This is a genomic window from Pararhizobium polonicum (assembly GCF_001687365.1).
GTDB lineage: Bacteria > Pseudomonadota > Alphaproteobacteria > Rhizobiales > Rhizobiaceae > Pararhizobium > Pararhizobium polonicum.
This window is the reverse complement of the sequence record NZ_LGLV01000008.1, coordinates 155517-174188: the sequence shown is the minus strand read 5'-3', so window position 1 is coordinate 174188 and position 18672 is coordinate 155517. Positions and strand designations below refer to the sequence as shown.

At 62.3% G+C, this 18672-nt stretch carries 16 protein-coding genes; 7 read left to right on the top strand and 9 right to left on the bottom strand.

Translation table 11 applies throughout. The features are described 5' to 3' along the window. Positions 1–553 precede the first annotated feature (553 nt). Positions 554–1888, bottom strand: coding sequence for a guanine deaminase (gene guaD / locus ADU59_RS13760; RefSeq protein WP_068954694.1), 1335 nt, complete (start codon positions 1886–1888; stop codon positions 554–556). After that, entirely contained in the window at positions 1885–3120 is a 1236-nt protein-coding gene (locus ADU59_RS13755) for a urate hydroxylase PuuD (protein WP_068954693.1), read from the bottom strand. The genes guaD and ADU59_RS13755 overlap by 4 nt, the downstream gene beginning before the upstream one ends. A 135-nt stretch (positions 3121–3255) precedes the next feature. On the opposite strand from ADU59_RS13755, the gene ADU59_RS13750 reads away from it, so the two are divergent. From ADU59_RS13750 to ADU59_RS13740, 3 genes are all read left to right on the top strand, one after another. After that, positions 3256–4170, top strand: coding sequence for a LysR family transcriptional regulator (locus ADU59_RS13750; RefSeq protein WP_068954692.1), 915 nt, complete (start codon positions 3256–3258; stop codon positions 4168–4170). A gap of 79 nt (positions 4171–4249) precedes the next feature. Next, positions 4250–4504, top strand: a complete 255-nt coding sequence (locus ADU59_RS13745; RefSeq protein ID WP_068954691.1) for a type II toxin-antitoxin system Phd/YefM family antitoxin — start codon at positions 4250–4252, stop codon at positions 4502–4504. Further along, the gene (locus tag ADU59_RS13740) at positions 4504–4917 is read left to right on the top strand and encodes a type II toxin-antitoxin system VapC family toxin (protein ID WP_068954690.1); all 414 of its coding nucleotides are present in this window, start codon (positions 4504–4506) and stop codon (positions 4915–4917) included. Before ADU59_RS13745 ends, ADU59_RS13740 begins: the two co-directional genes overlap by 1 nt. A gap of 4 nt (positions 4918–4921) precedes the next feature. Here ADU59_RS13740 and xdhC read toward each other — a convergent pair whose 3' ends face one another. Genes xdhC through uraH form a run of 4 tightly spaced genes read right to left on the bottom strand, consistent with a single transcriptional unit; the run spans position 4922 to position 9988 of the window. Continuing rightward, positions 4922–5797, bottom strand: a complete 876-nt coding sequence (gene xdhC, locus ADU59_RS13735) for a xanthine dehydrogenase accessory protein XdhC (RefSeq protein WP_068954902.1) — start codon at positions 5795–5797, stop codon at positions 4922–4924. 5 nt (positions 5798–5802) lie between these two features. Beyond that, complete coding sequence (gene xdhB, locus ADU59_RS13730; RefSeq protein ID WP_068954689.1) at positions 5803–8139, bottom strand: xanthine dehydrogenase molybdopterin binding subunit; 2337 nt, start codon at positions 8137–8139, stop codon at positions 5803–5805. 10 nt (positions 8140–8149) lie between these two features. Continuing rightward, the gene (gene xdhA, locus ADU59_RS13725) at positions 8150–9625 is read right to left on the bottom strand and encodes a xanthine dehydrogenase small subunit (protein ID WP_068954688.1); all 1476 of its coding nucleotides are present in this window, start codon (positions 9623–9625) and stop codon (positions 8150–8152) included. Between the two features lie 3 nt (positions 9626–9628). Continuing rightward, a complete protein-coding gene (uraH, locus tag ADU59_RS13720; RefSeq protein ID WP_083198261.1) occupies positions 9629–9988 on the bottom strand; it encodes a hydroxyisourate hydrolase in 360 nt (119 codons plus the stop codon). 163 nt (positions 9989–10151) lie between these two features. Between uraH and puuE the strand changes: the two genes are divergently transcribed. From puuE to ADU59_RS13705, 3 genes are all read left to right on the top strand, one after another. Next, on the top strand, positions 10152–11570 hold the full coding sequence (gene puuE, locus ADU59_RS13715) for an allantoinase PuuE (protein WP_068954686.1): 1419 nt from the start codon (positions 10152–10154) through the stop codon (positions 11568–11570). 10 nt (positions 11571–11580) lie between these two features. Continuing rightward, positions 11581–12066 carry an ureidoglycolate lyase gene (locus tag ADU59_RS13710; protein ID WP_068954685.1) on the top strand — a complete coding sequence of 162 codons (486 nt, stop codon included), beginning with the start codon at positions 11581–11583 and terminating at the stop codon, positions 12064–12066. Between the two features lie 127 nt (positions 12067–12193). Beyond that, positions 12194–12562 (top strand): YciI family protein, encoded by a 369-nt coding sequence (locus ADU59_RS13705; RefSeq protein ID WP_068954684.1) that lies wholly within the window; start codon positions 12194–12196, stop codon positions 12560–12562. 152 nt (positions 12563–12714) lie between these two features. Here the strand turns inward: ADU59_RS13705 and ADU59_RS13700 are convergent, their stop codons facing one another. The 3 genes from ADU59_RS13700 to ADU59_RS13690 all read right to left on the bottom strand — a co-directional run bounded on the left by ADU59_RS13700 (position 12715) and on the right by ADU59_RS13690 (position 15428). Next, positions 12715–13134: a GNAT family N-acetyltransferase gene (locus ADU59_RS13700; protein ID WP_068954683.1), complete on the bottom strand. Its 420-nt coding sequence runs from the start codon at positions 13132–13134 to the stop codon at positions 12715–12717. 168 nt (positions 13135–13302) lie between these two features. Continuing rightward, positions 13303–14595: an NCS2 family permease gene (locus tag ADU59_RS13695; RefSeq protein ID WP_068954901.1), complete on the bottom strand. Its 1293-nt coding sequence runs from the start codon at positions 14593–14595 to the stop codon at positions 13303–13305. A 398-nt stretch (positions 14596–14993) separates the two neighbouring features. Next, positions 14994–15428: an Lrp/AsnC family transcriptional regulator gene (locus ADU59_RS13690; RefSeq protein WP_099050825.1), complete on the bottom strand. Its 435-nt coding sequence runs from the start codon at positions 15426–15428 to the stop codon at positions 14994–14996. Between the two features lie 127 nt (positions 15429–15555). Here ADU59_RS13690 and ADU59_RS13685 point away from each other — a divergent pair, with 127 nt between their 5' ends. Further along, a complete protein-coding gene (locus ADU59_RS13685) occupies positions 15556–18609 on the top strand; it encodes an aminotransferase class III-fold pyridoxal phosphate-dependent enzyme (protein ID WP_068954681.1) in 3054 nt (1017 codons plus the stop codon). Positions 18610–18672 lie beyond the last annotated feature (63 nt).

Here is an 18672-nt window from a genome sequence, read left to right as displayed (position 1 = left end):
CCCCGCCTTTGAAACCTGTGTCATCCTGACGTCGTTCCGCCCATGGATACGCTGCCAGGCGTGGCAGTGAGGCGGGGCCGGTGCCGGGTGCGGGAAGGACGTAGGCCTTCATCCGGTGGATTGGCAGAAAGTGGTTTCCCTCTCGTCTGAAACAGGGCGGGGCGCGCCTGTGAGGCACACATGAGGAGCGGCGACTGGGATTGTAACAGCGATTCCTTTCGTGACGCCGCGGCGGCCGGAGCAATCCGGCAACCGTCGAGCGTCACCCTGTACCGGAAAAAGGTGCCGCCATCCCCGCAGAGAAACCGGAGTTGCCCGTCGACCAACACTGAACGGGGCGCTGGAAGGCGTCATATAAACTACCTTAGTCTCGGCACTTTTCAGCGCCCCGGCCAAGTGAATGAACAAGCAAAACCACGGCGGATCTTCCGGGTGTGGCTGCAGGCGTTGAGGGAGTGACCACCGCGAACACAAGAGGCAATTGCATATGCCGCAGATCACCCCACCCCGGAGCTTCGCTCCGACCATCCCCCTCAAGGGGAGGGTAACCCAATCACACCGTTTCCAGCGCCCGCGCCGCAGCACCGGCCTTCCGCGCCTTCATAGCCCTGCCCGCCACATAAACCTCGGCGACGCAACGATCGTCCCCCATCGTCTGGAGGATGAACAGCTCGTCGGCCAGCGATTTGGCCGTTCGCATCCTGAGCTCCATCGCCGATTTGCCGCTGGAGTCGAGGACGACGATATCGGCATCGGCGCCCACGTGCAGCGAGCCGATGCGATCCTGAAGACCGAGCGCCCGGGCATTGCCGAGCGTCATGCGGTAGAAGGAATTGAGCGGCGACAGGCGCTGGCCCTGCAGGTGCAGCACCTTGTAGGCCTCGTCCATCGTTTCCAGCATCGAAAAACTGGTGCCTGCCCCGACATCGGTCGCCACCGACCAGCGGGCACCGAGCCGGTCGAAGCGGTCGCGGTCGAACAGACCGGAGCCGAGAAAGAGATTGGAGGTCGGGCAGAACACGCCGACCGCACCGGTCTCGGCCAGCACCGAAATTTCCCGGTCGCTCAGATGGATGCAGTGCCCCAGCAGCGTCTTGCCGGTCAGGAGATCGTAGCGGGCATAGATGTCGGTGTAGTCCCTGGCATCCGGATAGAGCGAGGTGGCAAAGGCGATCTCGTCGCGGTTTTCCGACAGATGCGTCTGCACATAGCAATCCCGATGCTCGGCCACCAGCGCCTTGGCCATCTCCATCTGTTCCGGCGTCGAGGTAATGGCAAAGCGTGGGCTGATCGCATACTGCGCCCGGCCCCGGCCATGCCACTTGCCGATCAGCCGCCTGGTCTCGTCATAGCCCCGTTGCGGCGTGTCCCTCAGCGCGTCCGGCGCATTGCGGTCCATCATCACCTTGCCGCCGACCATCAGCATACCGCGCTGTTCAGCCGCCGTAAAATAGGCATCGACGCTTTGCGGATGCACCGAACAATAGGCGACCGCCGTCGTCGTGCCATTGGACAGAAGCTCGTCCATGAACCGCCCGGCAATGAAGGCCGCATGCTCCGGCTCGGCGAATTTCTGCTCCTCGACGAAAATATAGGTGTTCAGCCATTCCATGAGCTGCGCGCCATAGGACGCGATCGCCTGCGTCTGCGGGAAATGCAGGTGCGTGTCGATCAGCCCGGGCATAACCAGATGCGGGCGATGGTCGGCAACCGTCACGTCGGCGGGTGCTGCCTTGCGAATATCGGCATAGTCGCCGACGGCGACGATCTTGCCGTCGCGCACCAGAACCGCGCCATCGTCCACGGTCAGATAGGATGCGGTATCATCGATACCCTGCGGCTCATCGATAAAGGTGAGGACACGTCCACGGATCAGGAGTTCGCTCATTGGTTTTTTCCTCCGTTCACAACTGTCTCGTACCAGGCGACCAGCAGCTTGCGCTCGTCGTCGGTCACGGCGGTCACATTGGCCGGCGGCATCGCGTGCGAGCGCCCGGCCTGCAGGTAGATTTCCCGCGCATGGGCGGCGATTTCGGCGTCGGTCTCCAATACCACGCCCTTCGGTGGCTTGATCATGCCCTCCCAGCCCGGTTCCTGCGCATGGCACATGGAACAGCGGCCGAGGATGGTATCGCGCACCTTCGGAAATGCCTCCGCCGCAACAAAGGGCTGTTGCGCTGCCGAAACCTGTTCCGGCTCGCCAGTGAGGATCTTCGGTACGGTCGACAGCCACATGATGACGATGAACAGGAGCACGGTGGCCAGCCATGTCCAGGTCGGGTTGCCGGCATTGGCATGGCGGGTGTTGAAATAGTGGCGGATGGTGACGCCCATCAGGAAGACCAGCGAGGCGATGATCCAGTTGAACTGCGTGCCGAAGGCCAGCGGATAATGGTTCGACAGCATCAGGAACAGCACGGGCAGCGTCAGGTAGTTGTTGTGCGTCGAGCGCTGCTTGGCGATCCGGCCGTATTTGGCATCCGGCGTGCGCCCGGCGATCAGGTCGGCGACGACGATGCGCTGGTTCGGCATGATGATGAAGAAGACATTGGCCGACATGATCGTCGCGGTGAAGGCGCCGAGATGCAGGAAGGCGGCACGGCCGGTAAACAGCTGCGTATAGCCCCAGGCGACCGCGACCAGGATGAAATAGAGCGCCACCATCAGCCGCGTATTGTCATTGCCGAAGGGCGACTTGCAGAGCAGGTCGTAGATGATCCAGCCGAAGGCCAGCGAGGCGAGCGATATGCCGATGGCGACGGGCTTGGAGACGTCGAGCACGTTCGGATCGATCAAGTAGAGATCGGCGCCGGCATAATAGACCAGACACAGCATGCCGAAGCCGGAAAGCCAGGTGACGTAGCTTTCCCATTTGAACCAGATCAGGTGCTCGGGCATGTTGGACGGCGCCACCAGATATTTCTGGATATGGTAGAAGCCGCCGCCATGCACCTGCCATTCCTCGCCATAGGCGCCGGCCGGAAGATCCGGACGCTTGCGCAGGCCGAGATCGAGCGCAACGAAATAGAACGACGAGCCGATCCAGGCGATGGCGGTGATGACGTGGAGCCAGCGGACGGCAAAGGTCAGCCAGTCCCAGGCAATGGCGTATTCATACATAGGAGCCTCCCTGTTCGGGAGACTTCTGCCACCGCGCGATACCAACCGAAATGCCCGCTAATCCCGAACACTTTCAAAAAAATCTATAAGATCACCCCCGCTGTGGTCGGGTCCTGCCTGTGGTAGAAAGGTGTCATGTCCTATCTCGATAACATCCGCGTCTTCGTCCGCGTCGTCGAACTCGGTACGCTTTCCTCCGCCGGCCGCGACCAGCGGGTGACCCCGGCTGTGGCCAGCAACCGCATCAAGGAGTTGGAGCGGCATCTCGGCGTGCGCCTGTTCAACCGCACGACGCGCAAGCTGTCGCCGACCGAACATGGCCGGGTCTTCTATCTTGGCGCGGTCAAGATCATCGAGGCGGTGAACGAGGCCGAAAGCGCCATTGCCGATCTCTCGCACAATCCCAAGGGGTCGCTGCGGATCACCGCTCCGCTTGGCCTCGGCCGCCGGCTGATTGCCTCGGGCATTCCGGAATTCCATGACCGGTATCCGGATATCGAGGTGCGGTTGCGCCTCTCCGATCACAATGTCGATATCCTCAGCGAAGGTGTCGATGTCGCCTTCAAGCTCGGGGTTCTCGAGGATTCCAACCTGCGCATGCGCGGCATCCTCAACTGCCAGCGCGTCGTCTGCGCTGCCCCCGGCTATCTCGAAAAACGCGGCACGCCGGAAACGCCGGATGCCCTGATCGACGACAAGCACGACTGTCTGCTGCTGCGCTATCCGGGCTCGAAGGAATATTACTGGACGCTGCAAACCCCGGACGGCATCCGCAAGCTGGAAATCGGCGGCCCCTATGATTCCGATGACGGCGACGTGCTGACCCAATGGGCGCTGGAAGGCCGCGGCATCATCAACAAGCCGCTGTTCGAGGTGAAAGCCCATCTCAACGACGGCACGCTGGTCGAGATCCTCAAGGACACCCCGCCGGCCAGCGTCCAGCTCGCGGCGATCTATCCGCACAAGCGGTTTCAGGATCCGAAAGTGCGGCTGATGATTGATTTCATGGCGGAGCGCTGTCAGCGGATGATTGGGAAGATGCTGGAGTGAGAAGGTCAACAGCCGACTCGATTGAATTTTCCGAGGAAAATAGTATATCTTATCGCAAATATACTAGGCGGAGATATCGATGACATATGCTCTCATGACCAGCGCCGACTTCAACCAAAACCCTAGCAAGGCAAAGAAAGCCGCGAACGAAGGTCCGCTCGTCATCACCGAGCACGGCGAAGCGAGCTACGTGCTTGTCAAATATGACGATTTTCAGCGGAGCTGGAAAAAGCCGATGAGCCTGCTTGACGCGCTGGCCGATCCCTCGCCTCGGTCAGACAAAGATTTTGAACCCGAACGTATCGATTTTTCTGGCCGTGACATCACCTTCTGATGCCTCTCCTCCTTGATACAAATATGGTTTCGGCTGCGCGCAGACCGGATCGTCAAACCGAAAAATTCCGCGCCTTTTTTGCCGATTTTGATGCCAGCAGCGCATTTCTCTCGGCGATAACTATCATGGAGATCGAATTCGGCATTGCGCGAGAACGAAGCCGTGACACCACTTTTGCCGCAGAACTTGACCAATGGCTTAACGGCACGGTGCTTCCGCGCTTCCATGGCCGAATCTTGGCCTTTGATGCTGAGGCGGCCTCTATCGCCGGCAAGCTTCCGACAGCGGACAAGCGTCCTTCTCCGGATGCAATGATCGCGGCGATTGCGCTTCTCCACGGCATGGATGTTGTTACTCGCAACACGTCACACTTTGAACCGCTTGGCGTGCGCTGCCTCAATCCATGGGCGTAAACGGTCAGCGCCCTACCGTCGCCTTGGCCGGAGTATCTTGGTTTTTACGCCGACGAAGATCACTTTCACGATCGCAATTTAACGCCGCCGTCATGATCTCCGCCGCTGCCAGAGCCGCAATCACCGCCGGGCGCTTGTCCTTCACCGCCGCGCCGCCGATCGGGCAGGTCAGGCGGTCGAAAAGCTCCGGGCGGCCGACCTCGCGGGAGAGCCAGTTCTTGAAAGTCGCGCGCTTGGTTTTCGAGCCGATCATGCCGACATAGGCGGCATCCTCGCGGCGCAGGGCTTCGGCGGTGATGAGGAAATCGAGCGCGTGGTCATGGGTGAGGATGACGAAGGAACTGCCGGCCGGAGCGTCGCGCACCAAGGCCTCCGGCATCGCCGTCAGGCAGGTTTCGATGCCCGGAACATTGGAGGCGGAGAGCTCCTCCTCGCGGGTATCGACGAGGATGATCCGCAACGGCACCAGCGAAAGCGCCATCGCCAGCGCGTCACCGACATGGCCGGCGCCGAAGACGTAGACATGCGGACGCGAGGCCATCTCGCGGTCGCTGCGGGCGATGAGAAGCGTTGACAATTCCGCGTTCATGGCCGTGAAGGAAAGCCCGACCCGGCCGCCGCAGCATTGGCCGATTTCCGGGCCGAGGGGAATATTCATGGCCTCTGCCGGGACGCCCTGCCGCAAAGCGCGGCGGGCGTGGTCGATCGCCATATATTCCAGCTGGCCGCCCCCGACCGTGCCGAAGATGCAATCGGCCGCCACCAGCATCCAGGCATCGGTGTCGCGCGGCGTCGAACCGGCCGCACCCGTCACCTCGACGAGCACGCAGTCCGGCTCGCGGCGCAGAAAATCCCTGATGTCTTCGCGCTTGGCAGCCATGCCATTCACCCGTTCTTTGCCGCGCAACGCAGCCGCTCGATGGCCAGCAGCACCCGCTCCGGTGTCGCCGGCGCGTCGATGCGCGGTGCGATACGATACTCCGCAACGCTTGCCGCCGCCATCGAGATTGCTTCGAGAACCGAGATCGGCAGCATGAAGGGCGGCTCACCGACAGCCTTGGAACGGCGGATGGTTTCCTCGCGGTTGACCGACCATTCGGCCAGCTTGACGTTGAAGATGCGCGGCCGGTCGGAGGCGAGCGGGATCTTGTAGGTCGACGGCGCATGGGTGCGCAGCCGCCCCTTGGCATCCCACCACAGCTCCTCCGTCGTCAGCCAGCCCATGCCCTGCACGAAGGCACCCTCGACCTGGCCGATGTCCAGCGCCGGGTTCAACGATTTGCCGACATCGTGCAGCACGTCAACCCGATCGACCTGATACTCGCCGGTCAACGTGTCGACGCTGACCTCGGAACAGGAAGCGCCATAGGCATAGTAGAAGAACGGACGGCCCCGGCCGTCGGACCGGTTCCAGTGGATTTTCGGCGTCTTGTAGAAGCCGGCAGCCGACAGCTGGATGCGCGATCCGTAGGCGATCCTGATGAACTCCGCGAAAGGAATGCGTTCGGCACCGATGCGGATCATATTCGGCTCGAAGGCGACATCGTTTTCGCTGACGCCCCAGCGCTCGGCGGCGAACGTTACAAGCCGCGCCTTGATCTGCTGCGCCGCGTTGGCGGCGGCCATGCCGTTGAGGTCGGAACCGGAGGAGGCGGCGGTGGCGGATGTGTTCGGTACCTTGCCGGTCGTGGTTGCCGTTACCTTGATCCGGTCGAGATCGACCTGGAATTCGTCAGCCACCACCTGGGCGACCTTGGTGTAGAGCCCCTGCCCCATCTCCGTGCCACCGTGGTTCAGGTGGATCGAACCATCGGCATAGACATGCACCAGCGCACCGGCCTGATTGTATTCCGTCTTGGTGAAGGAGATGCCGAACTTCACCGGCGTCAGCGCGATGCCACGCTTGATGATTTGGCTCTTCCGGTTGAAGGCCAGCACCGCCTGGCGCCGCGCCGCATAATCGCAGGAGGTTTCCAACTCCTCGATGATCCGGCCGATGATGTTGTCTTCGACGGTCTGGTGATAGGGCGTCAGATTGCGCCCCTCGCCGCCGTAGAAGTTCAGCTTGCGGATGTCGAGCGTATCCTTGCCGAGCGCATAGGCGATGTCCTCGATCATCCGCTCGCCGCCGACCATGCCCTGCGGGCCGCCGAAGCCCCGGAAGGCGGTATTGGAAACGGTGTTGGTCTTCAGCGGCCGCGAGCGTAGCCGGACATGCGGATAGAAGTAGCAATTGTCGGCATGGAACAATGCACGGTCGGTCACCGGGCCGGAAAGGTCGGCCGAGAAACCGCAACGGGCCGAGAAGGTGGCGTCGACAGCCTCGATCCGGCCGTCGTCATCGAACCCGACCTTGTAGCCGACGTGGAAATCATGGCGTTTCCCGGTCGCGGTCATGTCGTCGTCGCGATCCGGGCGGATCTTCACGGCGCGACGATATTTCTTCGCCGCGAGCGCCGCGACGGCGGCAAACAGGTTGGCCTGCGTTTCCTTGCCACCGAAGGCGCCACCCATGCGGCGCACGTTGATGGTCACAGCATTGGAAGCGATGCCCAAGACCTGTCCGACCATATGCTGGGTTTCGCTCGGATGCTGGGTCGAAGAATACAGCGTGATCTCGTCGTCCTCGCCGGGGATGGCAAAGGAGATATGGCCCTCGAGATAGAAATGGTCCTGCCCGCCGATGCGCATCTCGCCTTCGAGGATATTCTTCGCCCTGGCAAAACCGGCGTCGATATCGCCCCGCTCCAGCTTCAGCGGATCGATGACCAGCGGATAATTGGCGGCGGCAGCCTCCAGGACATCGGTGACATGCGGCAGGTCGCGGTACTCGATCTTGACCCTGGCGGCAGCACGGCGGGCCGCATCGCGGGTTTCGGCGATGACGGCGAAGATCGGCTGACCGTGGAACTCGACCTTACCTGTCGCAAAAACCGGGTCGTCATGCTTGTGCGCCGGGCTGACATCGTTTTCGCCGGTGATATCGTCGGCGGTGAGCACACCGATCACGCCGGGTGCGGATGTCACGGCGTCGAAATCGATCGACAGGATCTGCGCATGGGTGCGCTGCGACAGGCCGAGATAGGCGTGCAGGGTGCCGGCGGGTTCGGGAATATCGTCGATATATTCGGCCGTTCCGGTCACATGCTTGTGGCCGGATTCATGGCGCTCGTTTTCGTGGACGCCGCCACGGATGCGGTCGATCGGCTGCATGACGTTCATGATCTTCTCCTCACACAGCCTGCTTGCGGTCGAGCCGTACCGGCTCGTCGCCCTGAGCTTCAAGATAGAAGCGACGCAGAAGGTTTTTGGCCACCAGCAAGCGGTAATCGGCGGATGCGCGCCAGTCGGAGAGCGGCGTGTAGTCCTTGGCGAGCGCTTCCATGGCGGCCTCGATCGTCGCCTCGCTCCAGTCGGCGCCGGTCAAGACCGCCTCAGCATTGTCGGCCCGCTTCGGCGTTCCAGCCATGCCGCCATAGGCGATCACCGCTTCAGCGACTTTGCCATTCTCATCAAAGGCCAAGCGGAACGCGCCGCAGACAGCGGAGATGTCCTCGTCCAGCCGCTTGGTGATCTTGTAGACCGCATAGCGCGCATTCTCCTCGAGGAACGGGATACGCACAGCCTCGACGAATTCACCGAGTTGGCGGTCCTGCTTGCCGTATTCGATGAAGAAGCTTTCGAGCGGCACGGTGCGGCTCACCTTGCCCTTGCGCAGCACGACGGAGGCGCCGAGCGCAATCAAGGCTGGCGGCGTATCGCCGATCGGCGAGCCGTTGGCGATGTTGCCGCCGATCGTGCCCATGTTGCGCACCTGCTGGCCGCCGATGCGGTTCCAGAGCTCGGTGAGCTGCGGGAAATGTCTTGTGATCAGCGGAAAGGATTCGGTGTAGCTGACGCCCGCGCCGAAGGTGATTCCGGTTTTATCGACCTTGATGCGACGCAACTCGTCCAGATGGCTGAGATGCACGACGGGCGCGATATCGCGCATGAACTTCGTCACCCACAGGCCGACATCGGTGGAACCGGCAACGATGCGGGCCTTGGGCTCCGCCTCGTAGATATCGGCGAGATCATCGACGGAGGCCGGCAGCAGGAAGCGCTCGGAACCCTCGCCGATCTCGACGCGCTTGCCATCCTTCAGCCCCTCCAGTTTCTCAATGATCGTGGCGCGTTCCGCGACCAGCGGATCCCGGTCGAGATCGCCGATCACCGACACGGCCTCGGCGGCGCGGATGATGGCGGCGTAACCGGTGCAGCGACAGAGATTGCCCTGCAATGTCTTCTCGATCTCCGTCACCGAAGGCTTGGGATTTTCCATCCAGAGCCCGTAGAGCGACATGACGAAGCCGGGCGTGCAGAAGCCGCATTGCGAGGCATGCGTATCGACCATTGCCTGCTGCACCGGATGCAGCGGACCACCGGGCACGGCAAGCGAATCCACCGTGACGATGTGGCAACCATCGAGCGAGCCGACGAAGCGGATGCAGGCATTGACGCTCTCGTATTTCAGCTGGCCATCAAGCAGGCGTCCGACCAGAACGGTGCAGGCACCGCAATCGCCTTCGGCGCAGCCTTCCTTGGTGCCGCGCAGATTGCGGTCGATGCGCAGGAAATCAAGCAAGGTCTGGACCGCCGAGACGGCAGAGAGTTCGACCAGGCGGTGATTGAGCAGGAACCGGATGGAACTGCGGATCTGGACGGTCATGGCTCAGCTCCCGCGATAGGTCGAATAGCTGTAGGGCGAGAGCAGCAGCGGCACATGGTAATGCGCCGTCTCGTCCGCAATGCCGAAGCGGATGGGGATGATGTCGAGGAACGGTACGCCACCCTCGTTCCGGCCGAGATAATCGCCGGCGTGGAAACGCAGCTCATAGGTTCCAGCCGTCATCGCCTCGCCGCTCAACAGCGGCGCATCGCAGCGGCCATCATCATTGGTGCGGGTGGAACCGATCTGCTCGGTGCGCTCGTTGTCGATGCGGAAGAGATCGATGCGTAGGTTCCCGGCGGGTTTGCCGAGCGCCGTGTCGAGCACATGGGTCGTCAGCCGGCCGGCTGTTCCAGATTGCATACGTTCACCTCCCGAAGACTGCATTCATCAGGCCACTATCCGCCACCGCACTTCCCCGCGGTAGCGGGCTGATCGTTCGAGACTTTCAAATTTTTGAGGGGGAATGGCGCGCGCGTTTTCTGGTTAGAAATCGGTCTATCACATATCTGGGAGGAGTGACTTCATGAGATATCCCCGCGATCTGCAGGGCTACGGCGCCGTGACGCCCGATGCCACATGGCCGGACGGCGCCCGCATCGCCGTGCAATTCGTCGTCAACTACGAAGAGGGTGGCGAAAACTGCGTGCTGCATGGCGATATCGCCTCGGAAGCCTTTCTGTCGGAGATTGTTGGCGCCAGCGCATGGGCGGGCCAGCGCCATTGGAACATGGAATCGATCTATGAATACGGTGCCCGCGCCGGCTTCTGGCGGCTGCACCGGTTGCTGACCGAGCGCGGCGTTCCGGTCACCGTCTATGGCGTCGCCACCGCCTTGAAACGCTCCCCGGAACAGGTGGCGGCGATGCAAAGTGCCGGCTGGGAAATCGCCTCACACGGGCTGAAATGGATCGAGCACAAGGACATGGATCCGGCCGGGGAGCGCAAGCAGATCGCCGAGGCGATCCGGCTGCACACGCTTGTCACCGGCGAGCGGCCGCGCGGCTGGTACACCGGCCGCTGTTCGGAAAACACCGTCGACCTCGTGACCGAGGAAGGCGGCTTTGCCTATGTCTCCGACAGCTATGCCGACGACCTGCCCTACTGGCACGAGCACGGCGGCAGGCACCAGCTGGTCATTCCCTACACGCTCGATACCAACGACATGCGCTTTGCCACGGCGCAAGGGTTCAACAGCGGCGACCAGTTCTTCAGCTACCTGAAGGACACGTTCGACGTGCTCTATGCCGAAGGTGCTGAAGGTGCGCCGAAGATGATGAATATCGGCCTGCATTGCCGGCTCGCCGGGCGGCCGGGACGCGCCGCCGCCCTTGCCCGGTTCATCGATTATGTGAAGAGCCACGACAAGGTCTGGATCGCCCGCCGTATCGATATCGCTGAGCATTGGATGAAGGTTCGCCCGTTCGAAGCCAACGAAAACCGCCCGTCTCGCCTGAGCGAGGACGATTTCGTTGCCCGTTTCGGCAGCGTCTTCGAACATTCGGACTGGATCGCCCGGCGTGCCTTTGCCGGAGAACTGGGAGCCGCCAATGATACCGCCATCGGCCTGCATGCGGCGCTCACCATGGTCTTTCGCGAAGCGAGCGATGCGGAGCGGCTGACAGTGCTCAATGCCCATCCGGATCTGGCCGGCAAGCTGGCGCTGGCGAAACAGCTGACCGAAAGTTCGACCCGCGAACAGGCGTCCGCCGGGCTCGACACACTGACAGATGCCGAGCGCACGCAGTTTACCATTCTCAACGGCCGCTATGTCAAAACCTTCGGCTTCCCCTTCATTATCGCCGTCCGTGGCCTCGGCAAGGATGACATTCTGGCGGCCTTCCAGCGCCGCATCGGCAATGACTGGCAGACCGAATTTCAAACGGCCTGCCGTCAGGTCGAGCGGATCGCCCTGCTGCGCCTGACCGGTATGCTGCCGAACTGAGGGGAAAACGATGAAGACGATCGACATCCGGCCGCTCACCCGCGAAGCCTTTGCACCCTTCGGCGAGGTTCTGGAAACCGAAGGCGCGCCAAGCTTTCCGATCAATGCGGGCAAATGCGTGCGGTATCATGACCTTGCGAAGATCGAGACGACGGGCGAAAGGGCCCGTCCGATGATCAGTCTGCTGCGGGGCGAACCCTATCCGCTGCCGCTGGAGCTTATCATGGTCGAGCGGCATCCGCTTGGCACGCAGGCATTTATCCCGCTCAGCGAGCATCCGTTTCTCGTCGTCGTTGCCGAAGAAACGCCGGAAGGACCGGGCGAACCGATCGCCTTCAAGACCGCCCCCGGACAGGGCGTCAATATCGGCCGCAATGTCTGGCACGGCATCCTGACGCCGCTCGACGGCATATCGGATTTTGCCGTGGTCGATCGCGGTGGCGAAGGCGTCAATCTGGAAGAACATTTTTATGAGGCGCCGTTCTTGATCCGCTGAACGTTCGGAAGGCAGGCCCATCTCGGCTGCCGCCGAAAAAATTTTCCGGACGATGTCGATTTCCGGAAAGCCGGTTCGTCGTTAGAATGCCAGCCCGATGAGGCCGGCTCTAACACGGAGACAGACGATGCGTGTGATGGTGCTCGTGAAAGCGACCGAAGACAGCGAAAAGGGCTTTTTCCCGACGGCCGAGACCCAAGCGATGATGGAGGCGATGGGCAAATTCAACGAGGAACTTCGAGATGCCGGCATCCTGCGCGAGGCCGACGGGCTGAAACCCTCCTCGGCGGGCAAGCGTGTTGCGTTCAATGGTTCCGGTCGCACGGTCATCGATGGGCCTTTCGCCGAGACCCGGGAGCTGGTCGCCGGCTTCTGGCTCTGGGACGTCAAGGACATGGACGAGGCCGTCGCCTGGGTAAAGCGCTGCCCCAATCCCATGCCGGGACCGAGCGAGATCGAAATCCGGCCGCTCTACGAGATGGCCGACTGGCAATGAGACGTTGATGCCGGAGGTCACGGATCTCCGTGACCGGGTGCGCTCGAAGCCGAGGGACTGAGAACCTTCGCGGGGTCTCAGGAATTGACCAGTGCTTTGGCGGGCATTGCGGATGGCTGAAGACGACACACAGCTTGCCGTTTCCGGTGATGCTAACGCACGACCCGATATGCCATGCCGAGAGAGCGTGGGGCCGTTTCCTTGAAGCCGAACTGTTCATAGAGCTTGTTGGCGGGCACATCCGCGATCAGACTGACATAGGCTGAAGCAGGAAGTTCGCTTTCTATATGTCCCATGATGGCCTTCATGATCATCTTTCCGAGCCCGCGTCCCTGATGTTCGGGATGAACGGCAATGTCCACGACCTGAAAGAAACAACCGCCGTCCCCGATCAGTCGCCCCATTCCAACTGCTGAGCCTTCGTGCAAAACCAATGCGGAAATAACGGTTCCCGGCAAACCTTTCCTCGCCGCCTCTTCCGAGAATGGGCTCAGTCCCGCCACCGCGCGAAGATGCAGATATTCTTCTGTCGAAGGGGTTCGAAGCACGACTGAATAAGCAAGCTGGTCCATCCGATATCTCCTGATCGTCTTACGCGCTCGACTTTCTCTAGCATCCCGAATCACGTCTGCCCAGAAACAGGAGCGGACGCTATCGAAAAGAAACGGGCCGCAGCGAATGCGGCCCGGACTTATGGATCAATCACCTGAAACGAGGCGGCTCTCCGCCGCCCCCTCCCCTCACTCCGCAAAGAACGCGAAGCGGATGACGAACAGCACTGCGACAATGAGCGTTGCCGGATGGATGGCCCGCCATTTGCCGGTGAACGCCTTCAGCACGACATAGCTGATGAAGCCGAAGGCGAGGCCGTTGGCGATCGAGTAGGTGAAGGGCATGGCCAGAGCCGTCAGCGCTGCCGGGGCGGCTTCGGTGAGGTCTTCCCAATCGACTTCGGTCAGCTCGCGCATCATCAGGCCGGCCACGTAGAGCAGCGCCGGTGCCGTCGCATAGGTGGGCACGGAACCTGCCAGCGGCGAGATGAACAGCGAGGCGAGGAAGAGGAGGGCGATGACCAGAGCCGTCAGGCCCGTGCGGCCACCGGCCTGGACGCCCGACGCACTTTCGACATAGGCGGTGGTGCTGCTGGTGCCCATCAGGGAGCCTGCGACGATGGCCGTGCTGTCGGCAAGCAGCGCCCGGCCAAGACGGCTCGGCTTGCCTTCCTGGATCAGGTTGGCCCGCTTGGCGACGCCGATCAGCGTGCCCGTGGCATCGAACACTTCGACCAGCACGAAGACGAGGATGACATGGATCAGGCCGCCGTGCAGGGCACCGACAATGTCGAGCTGCAGGAAGGTCGGCGCCATGCTCGGCGGCATGGAAACGATGCCGCGAAATTCGCTGACGCCGGTCACCCAGGACAGGACGGTAACGGCGAGAATGCCGATCAGGATGGCGCCTCGAACCCGCAGCGCGTCGAGCACGGCGATGACGAAGAAGCCGAAGATCGCAAGCAACGGCCCGGTCGCCTTTAGGCTGCCGAGGCCGACCAGCGTTGCCGGATTGTCGACGACGATCCCGGCGTTCTTCAGGGCGATGATCCCGAGGAAGAGACCGATACCGGTGGCAATCGCGCTGCGCAGCGACTGCGGAATGCCGGCGATCAGCCAGCTGCGGATACCCGTCACTGTCAGGAAGACGAAGATCAGGCCCGAGATGAAGACCGCCCCCAGAGCCTGCTGCCAGGTGAAGCCGAGCGCCGCCACCACGGTGAAGGCGAAGAAGGCGTTCAACCCCATGCCCGGCGCCATGCCGATCGGCCAGTTGGCGACCAGCGCCATGACGGCCGAGCCAAGCGCGGCGGCGATACAGGTCGCCACGAAGATCGCGTCGCGGTCCATGCCGGTGGTCGACAGGATGTCCGGATTGACGAAGATGATGTAAGACATCGTCAGAAATGTCGTCATGCCCGCGACCAGCTCGGTGCGGACCGTGGTATTGTGCTCACTCAGCTTGAAGAGCCGTTCAAACATATTTCCTCCCTTGGCCAGGATCGTCAGACCTCCGGCGCATGCCACTGGCCGAACCGCCTTCTCCTCCGGCGAGCCGACCACACTGTACCGATTTTCAAGCCGTTGCGGCTTGTCAGGGCCCCTGCCCGATCAGGATCCCGCGTCCCCACAGGAGATGCCGGATGTCTCATTTACGGTTTGATGATTGTGCGTTTTCGCGCGCCGGATCGCTAGCCGTCCATTTCGACGGCCCAAGCGAAAGACTTTCAAATTTTTCGGGGGACGGTTTTGGGCGGAATGGGGGCCGGCGGCCGGAAACGCCACGTCCTGTTTCGCCAAATCGGCGCTGGAACGGGTGAAACGCTGCGATTTTCCTGCCGATCATTGTGTGGGCATCGGCAGCGAAGTCAAGCGCGGCCTCAGCTGCGCTCGATATCGCGGCGAAGAACGATGGAGGTCGTCAGGTCGTCGACATTCTCCAGCATCGCCACCTCGTTCCTCAGTTCATTGAGCGCATTGATCGACCCGACCTCGACCTCGACGACAAGATCGAGCTGGCCGCTGACGGAGGAGACCTTGCGCACGGAGGAGAACCCCGCCAGGCGGTCGAGCACGCCGATCGACGGCGTCTTCTTGAGCGTCAAAAGCAGGAAGGCCTGGATCTGGCCGTCGTCCAGCTGGCCGATATCGGCGCGATAGCCGCGAATGATCCCCGCCTTTTCGAGCCGGCCGACCCGCTCGGTCGTGGCACTTCTGGAAAGCCCGATGCGGCCCGCCAGCGACTTCATCGGAATGCGCGCCTCCCGCGACAGGATGCTCAGGATCGTCCGGTCGATCGCGTCTGTATCCTGCATATTTTTCGCCTTTGAGGGAGCCGACAAGATGACGGTTATTATAAACACAATGCCGGTGCAACCGGCACAATGCCGGATGCACCATTCGTTCTGTCATGCAACTCTGGGGACAACACGGGGACGCGACATGACCGATATGCTGAAGACCACACCGGATTTCTCCATCGAGGACGCAAAGCGCCTGCTTGCCGGGCATTATGGCCTCAAGGGCACGCTGTCGCCGCTCGACAGCGAACGCGACCAGAATTTCAAGGTGATGACCGGCAGCGGTGAGACCTATATCCTGAAGATCATCAATGCAGGCGAACCGCTGGTCGAAAGCGAATTCCAGACTGCCCTTCTCAGGCATATCAGCCGGCACGCGCCTGATCTGCCGGTTCCCCACATCCGCTCGACAACATCCGGCTCCAGCCTTGCGGAGACGACAAGCGGACACGGTGTTCGCCATCTGCTGCGCCTTGTCGGCTGGGTGCCGGGCATGCCGCTCGCCCAATCGGCACGCAGCGACACGGCGCTGGAATCGCTCGGCCGCCTGCTCGGCCGTTTCGATGCGGCGCTGAAGGGCTTCATGCATCCCGGCGCGCTGCGCGACCTCGACTGGAACATCTGCCATGCCGGCCGCTCCGCCGGCAGGCTCCACCATATTGCCGGCACTGAGGATCGCGCGCTGCTCGAGCGGTTTCTCGCCCGGTTCGACATCACGGTCGCGCCGCGTCTGCCGGCCTTGCGTTCGGCTGTTATCCACAATGATGCCAATGACTGGAACGTGCTGGTTGACAGCGACAATCATGACCGGATCGCCGGCCTGATCGATCTCGGTGACGCCCTTTATGCGCCGGTGATCGCCGAGGTCGCCATCGCTGCCGCCTATGCCGGTCTCGATCATGCCGATCCGATCGGCGCTGCCGCAGCCATCGTGCGCGGCTTCCATGCGGAATATCCGTTTCTCGAAGAGGAAATCGACCTCCTCTTCGACCTGATCGCCATGCGGCTCGTCACCTCGGTGACGATCTCGGCCTCGCGCCATGCCCATACCGGCGGCAACCCCTATCTCGCCATCAGCGAGAAGCCGGCCTGGACGCTGTTGCGCAAGATGGATGCAATGAACCCGCGTTTTGCCACCGCGATCCTGCGCCATGCCTGCGGTTTCGAGGCCGCACCCGGCGCGCATGCCGTCACGGCATGGATTGAAGCCAACCACACATCGCTTCGCCCGCTGCTCGACCGGCCGGCGGCCACCTATCCGGCCGATCTCGTACCCTATGCCGATCCTAACCATCCGATGACGGTGGCCTCCGCCGGCGAGCGGCCGGACGAGGCGCAGGCGATCTGGCAAGCCTATTGCAGCGAACGCGGCGTCGATCTCGGCATCGGCCCCTGGGGCGAGGCGCGCACGGTCTATTCCGGCGACATGTTCGTGTCCCGGCTGATCGAGGAGACCCGCCGCATCCGTCATCTCGGCCTCGACCTGTTCATGGCTGCGGGCACCAGGCTCTACACGCCGCTGGCTGCCACGATCGTCAGTGTCGAGATCGAGAAAGATCCGCTCGGCTACGGCTGCCTGATTGCACTGCGCCACGAACCGGAAGGCTGCCCGGCCTTCGTCTCGCTCTGGGGGCATCTGGCCCATGAGGCCCTCGGCAGGCTGCAAGCGGGTGACCGTCTGGAAGCCGGCGCGCTGGTCGGGGAGATGGGCGCGCCCACGGAAAACGGCGGCTGGGCACCGCACCTGCATCTGCAGATTTCCACCGACACCCGCCTTTCCGCCACGGAAATCCTCGGGGTCGGCGAGGAGCGCTACCTCGATGTCTGGGCCGAGTTGTTTCCGAATGCGAATGCCTTCGCCGGCATCGCCCCGGAATTCTTTGCGAAAACCGGGCGGTCGCATGACGAGATCGTCAGGCTGCGCAAGGAATTGCTGATCCCCAATCTGTCGATCTCCTACGACAGGCCGATCAAGTTCGTGCGTGGTGACGGCGTCTGGCTGATCGACGACAGCGGCCGGGCTTATCTCGACTGCTTCAACAATGTCTGCCACATCGGCCATGCCCATCCGGCGGTGGTGGAGGCGATGGCCCGGCAGGCTGCGACGCTCAACACCAATACGCGCTACCTGCACGACAACATCGTCGCCTATGCCGAGCGGCTGACCGGCACCCTGCCGAAGGAGCTGACGGTTGCCGGCTTCGTCAACAGCGGCTCGGAGGCCAACGGCCTGGCGCTGCGCCTGATGCGGGCCCATACCGGCCGCGAGAATGCGATCGTGCTCGACTGGGCCTATCACGGCACGACGCAGGAGCTGATCGACATCAGCCCCTACAAATTCCAGCGAAAGGGCGGCAAGGGACAGAAGCCGCATGTCCACGTCGCACCCGTTCCCGACAGCTATCATGCACCCGCCGACTGGGCGGCCGGAGAACATGGAAAACGCTATGCCGAAAGCGTTGCCGAACTGATCGCCACGATGCAGGCAAAGGGCGAAGGTCCGGGCTTCTTCATGGCCGAATCCATCCCCAGCGTTGCCGGACAGGTGTTCCTGCCGGACGGCTACCTGAAGGAGGTCTACCGGATGGTGCGCGAGGCAGGCGGCGTCTGCATCGCCGACGAGGTTCAGGTCGGCTTCGGCCGGGTGGGCAGCCACTGGTGGGCCTTCGAGGCGCAAGACGTCGTTCCCGATATCGTCACCATGGGCAAGCCGATCGGTGATGGCCATCCACTGGCAGCCGTCGTGACGACGCGCGAGATCGCCGACAGCTTCAACAATGGCATGGAATATTTCAACACATTCGGCGGCAATCCGGTCTCCTGCGCCGTCGGCCTTGCCGTGCTCGATGTCATCGAGGGGCAGGACCTGCGCCGCAATGCGCAGGAGATCGGCAACCATCTGATCGCCGGCTTCCGGGCACTGCAGCAACGCTTCGAGGTGATCGGCGACGTGCGCGGCATGGGTCTGTTCCTCGGCATCGAACTCGTCACCGACCACAAGACCAAGGCGCCGGCCACGGATTTTGCCCGTGCCGTCTCCAACAGCGCACGCCAGCGCGGCGTGCTGATGGGCACCGAAGGACCACATGACAACGTGCTGAAGATGCGGCCGCCGATGATCTTTTCGAGGCGCGACGCGGACCACCTGCTCGCCGTGCTCGAGGACACCTTCGAGGCGGTTGCAGCAACGGGCTGATCGCCCCGGCCAATAGCAAACAACAAACAACAAAAGAGCCTGGCAGCGCTCTGCGCCGCCCGG

What these genes read in the sequence shown, in the direction of transcription:
- guaD (WP_068954694.1), bottom strand. Translation starts at nt 1,888, where the DNA reads ATGAGCGAACTCCTGATCCGTGGACGTGTCCTCACCTTTATCGATGAG.
- ADU59_RS13755 (WP_068954693.1), bottom strand. Translation starts at nt 3,120, where the DNA reads ATGTATGAATACGCCATTGCCTGGGACTGGCTGACCTTTGCCGTCCGC.
- ADU59_RS13750 (WP_068954692.1), top strand. Translation starts at nt 3,256, where the DNA reads ATGTCCTATCTCGATAACATCCGCGTCTTCGTCCGCGTCGTCGAACTC.
- ADU59_RS13745 (WP_068954691.1), top strand. Translation starts at nt 4,250, where the DNA reads ATGACATATGCTCTCATGACCAGCGCCGACTTCAACCAAAACCCTAGC.
- ADU59_RS13740 (WP_068954690.1), top strand. Translation starts at nt 4,504, where the DNA reads ATGCCTCTCCTCCTTGATACAAATATGGTTTCGGCTGCGCGCAGACCG.
- xdhC (WP_068954902.1), bottom strand. Translation starts at nt 5,797, where the DNA reads ATGGCTGCCAAGCGCGAAGACATCAGGGATTTTCTGCGCCGCGAGCCG.
- xdhB (WP_068954689.1), bottom strand. Translation starts at nt 8,139, where the DNA reads ATGAACGTCATGCAGCCGATCGACCGCATCCGTGGCGGCGTCCACGAA.
- xdhA (WP_068954688.1), bottom strand. Translation starts at nt 9,625, where the DNA reads ATGACCGTCCAGATCCGCAGTTCCATCCGGTTCCTGCTCAATCACCGC.
- uraH (WP_083198261.1), bottom strand. Translation starts at nt 9,988, where the DNA reads ATGCAATCTGGAACAGCCGGCCGGCTGACGACCCATGTGCTCGACACG.
- puuE (WP_068954686.1), top strand. Translation starts at nt 10,152, where the DNA reads ATGAGATATCCCCGCGATCTGCAGGGCTACGGCGCCGTGACGCCCGAT.
- ADU59_RS13710 (WP_068954685.1), top strand. Translation starts at nt 11,581, where the DNA reads ATGAAGACGATCGACATCCGGCCGCTCACCCGCGAAGCCTTTGCACCC.
- ADU59_RS13705 (WP_068954684.1), top strand. Translation starts at nt 12,194, where the DNA reads ATGCGTGTGATGGTGCTCGTGAAAGCGACCGAAGACAGCGAAAAGGGC.
- ADU59_RS13700 (WP_068954683.1), bottom strand. Translation starts at nt 13,134, where the DNA reads ATGGACCAGCTTGCTTATTCAGTCGTGCTTCGAACCCCTTCGACAGAA.
- ADU59_RS13695 (WP_068954901.1), bottom strand. Translation starts at nt 14,595, where the DNA reads ATGTTTGAACGGCTCTTCAAGCTGAGTGAGCACAATACCACGGTCCGC.
- ADU59_RS13690 (WP_099050825.1), bottom strand. Translation starts at nt 15,428, where the DNA reads ATGCAGGATACAGACGCGATCGACCGGACGATCCTGAGCATCCTGTCG.
- ADU59_RS13685 (WP_068954681.1), top strand. Translation starts at nt 15,556, where the DNA reads ATGACCGATATGCTGAAGACCACACCGGATTTCTCCATCGAGGACGCA.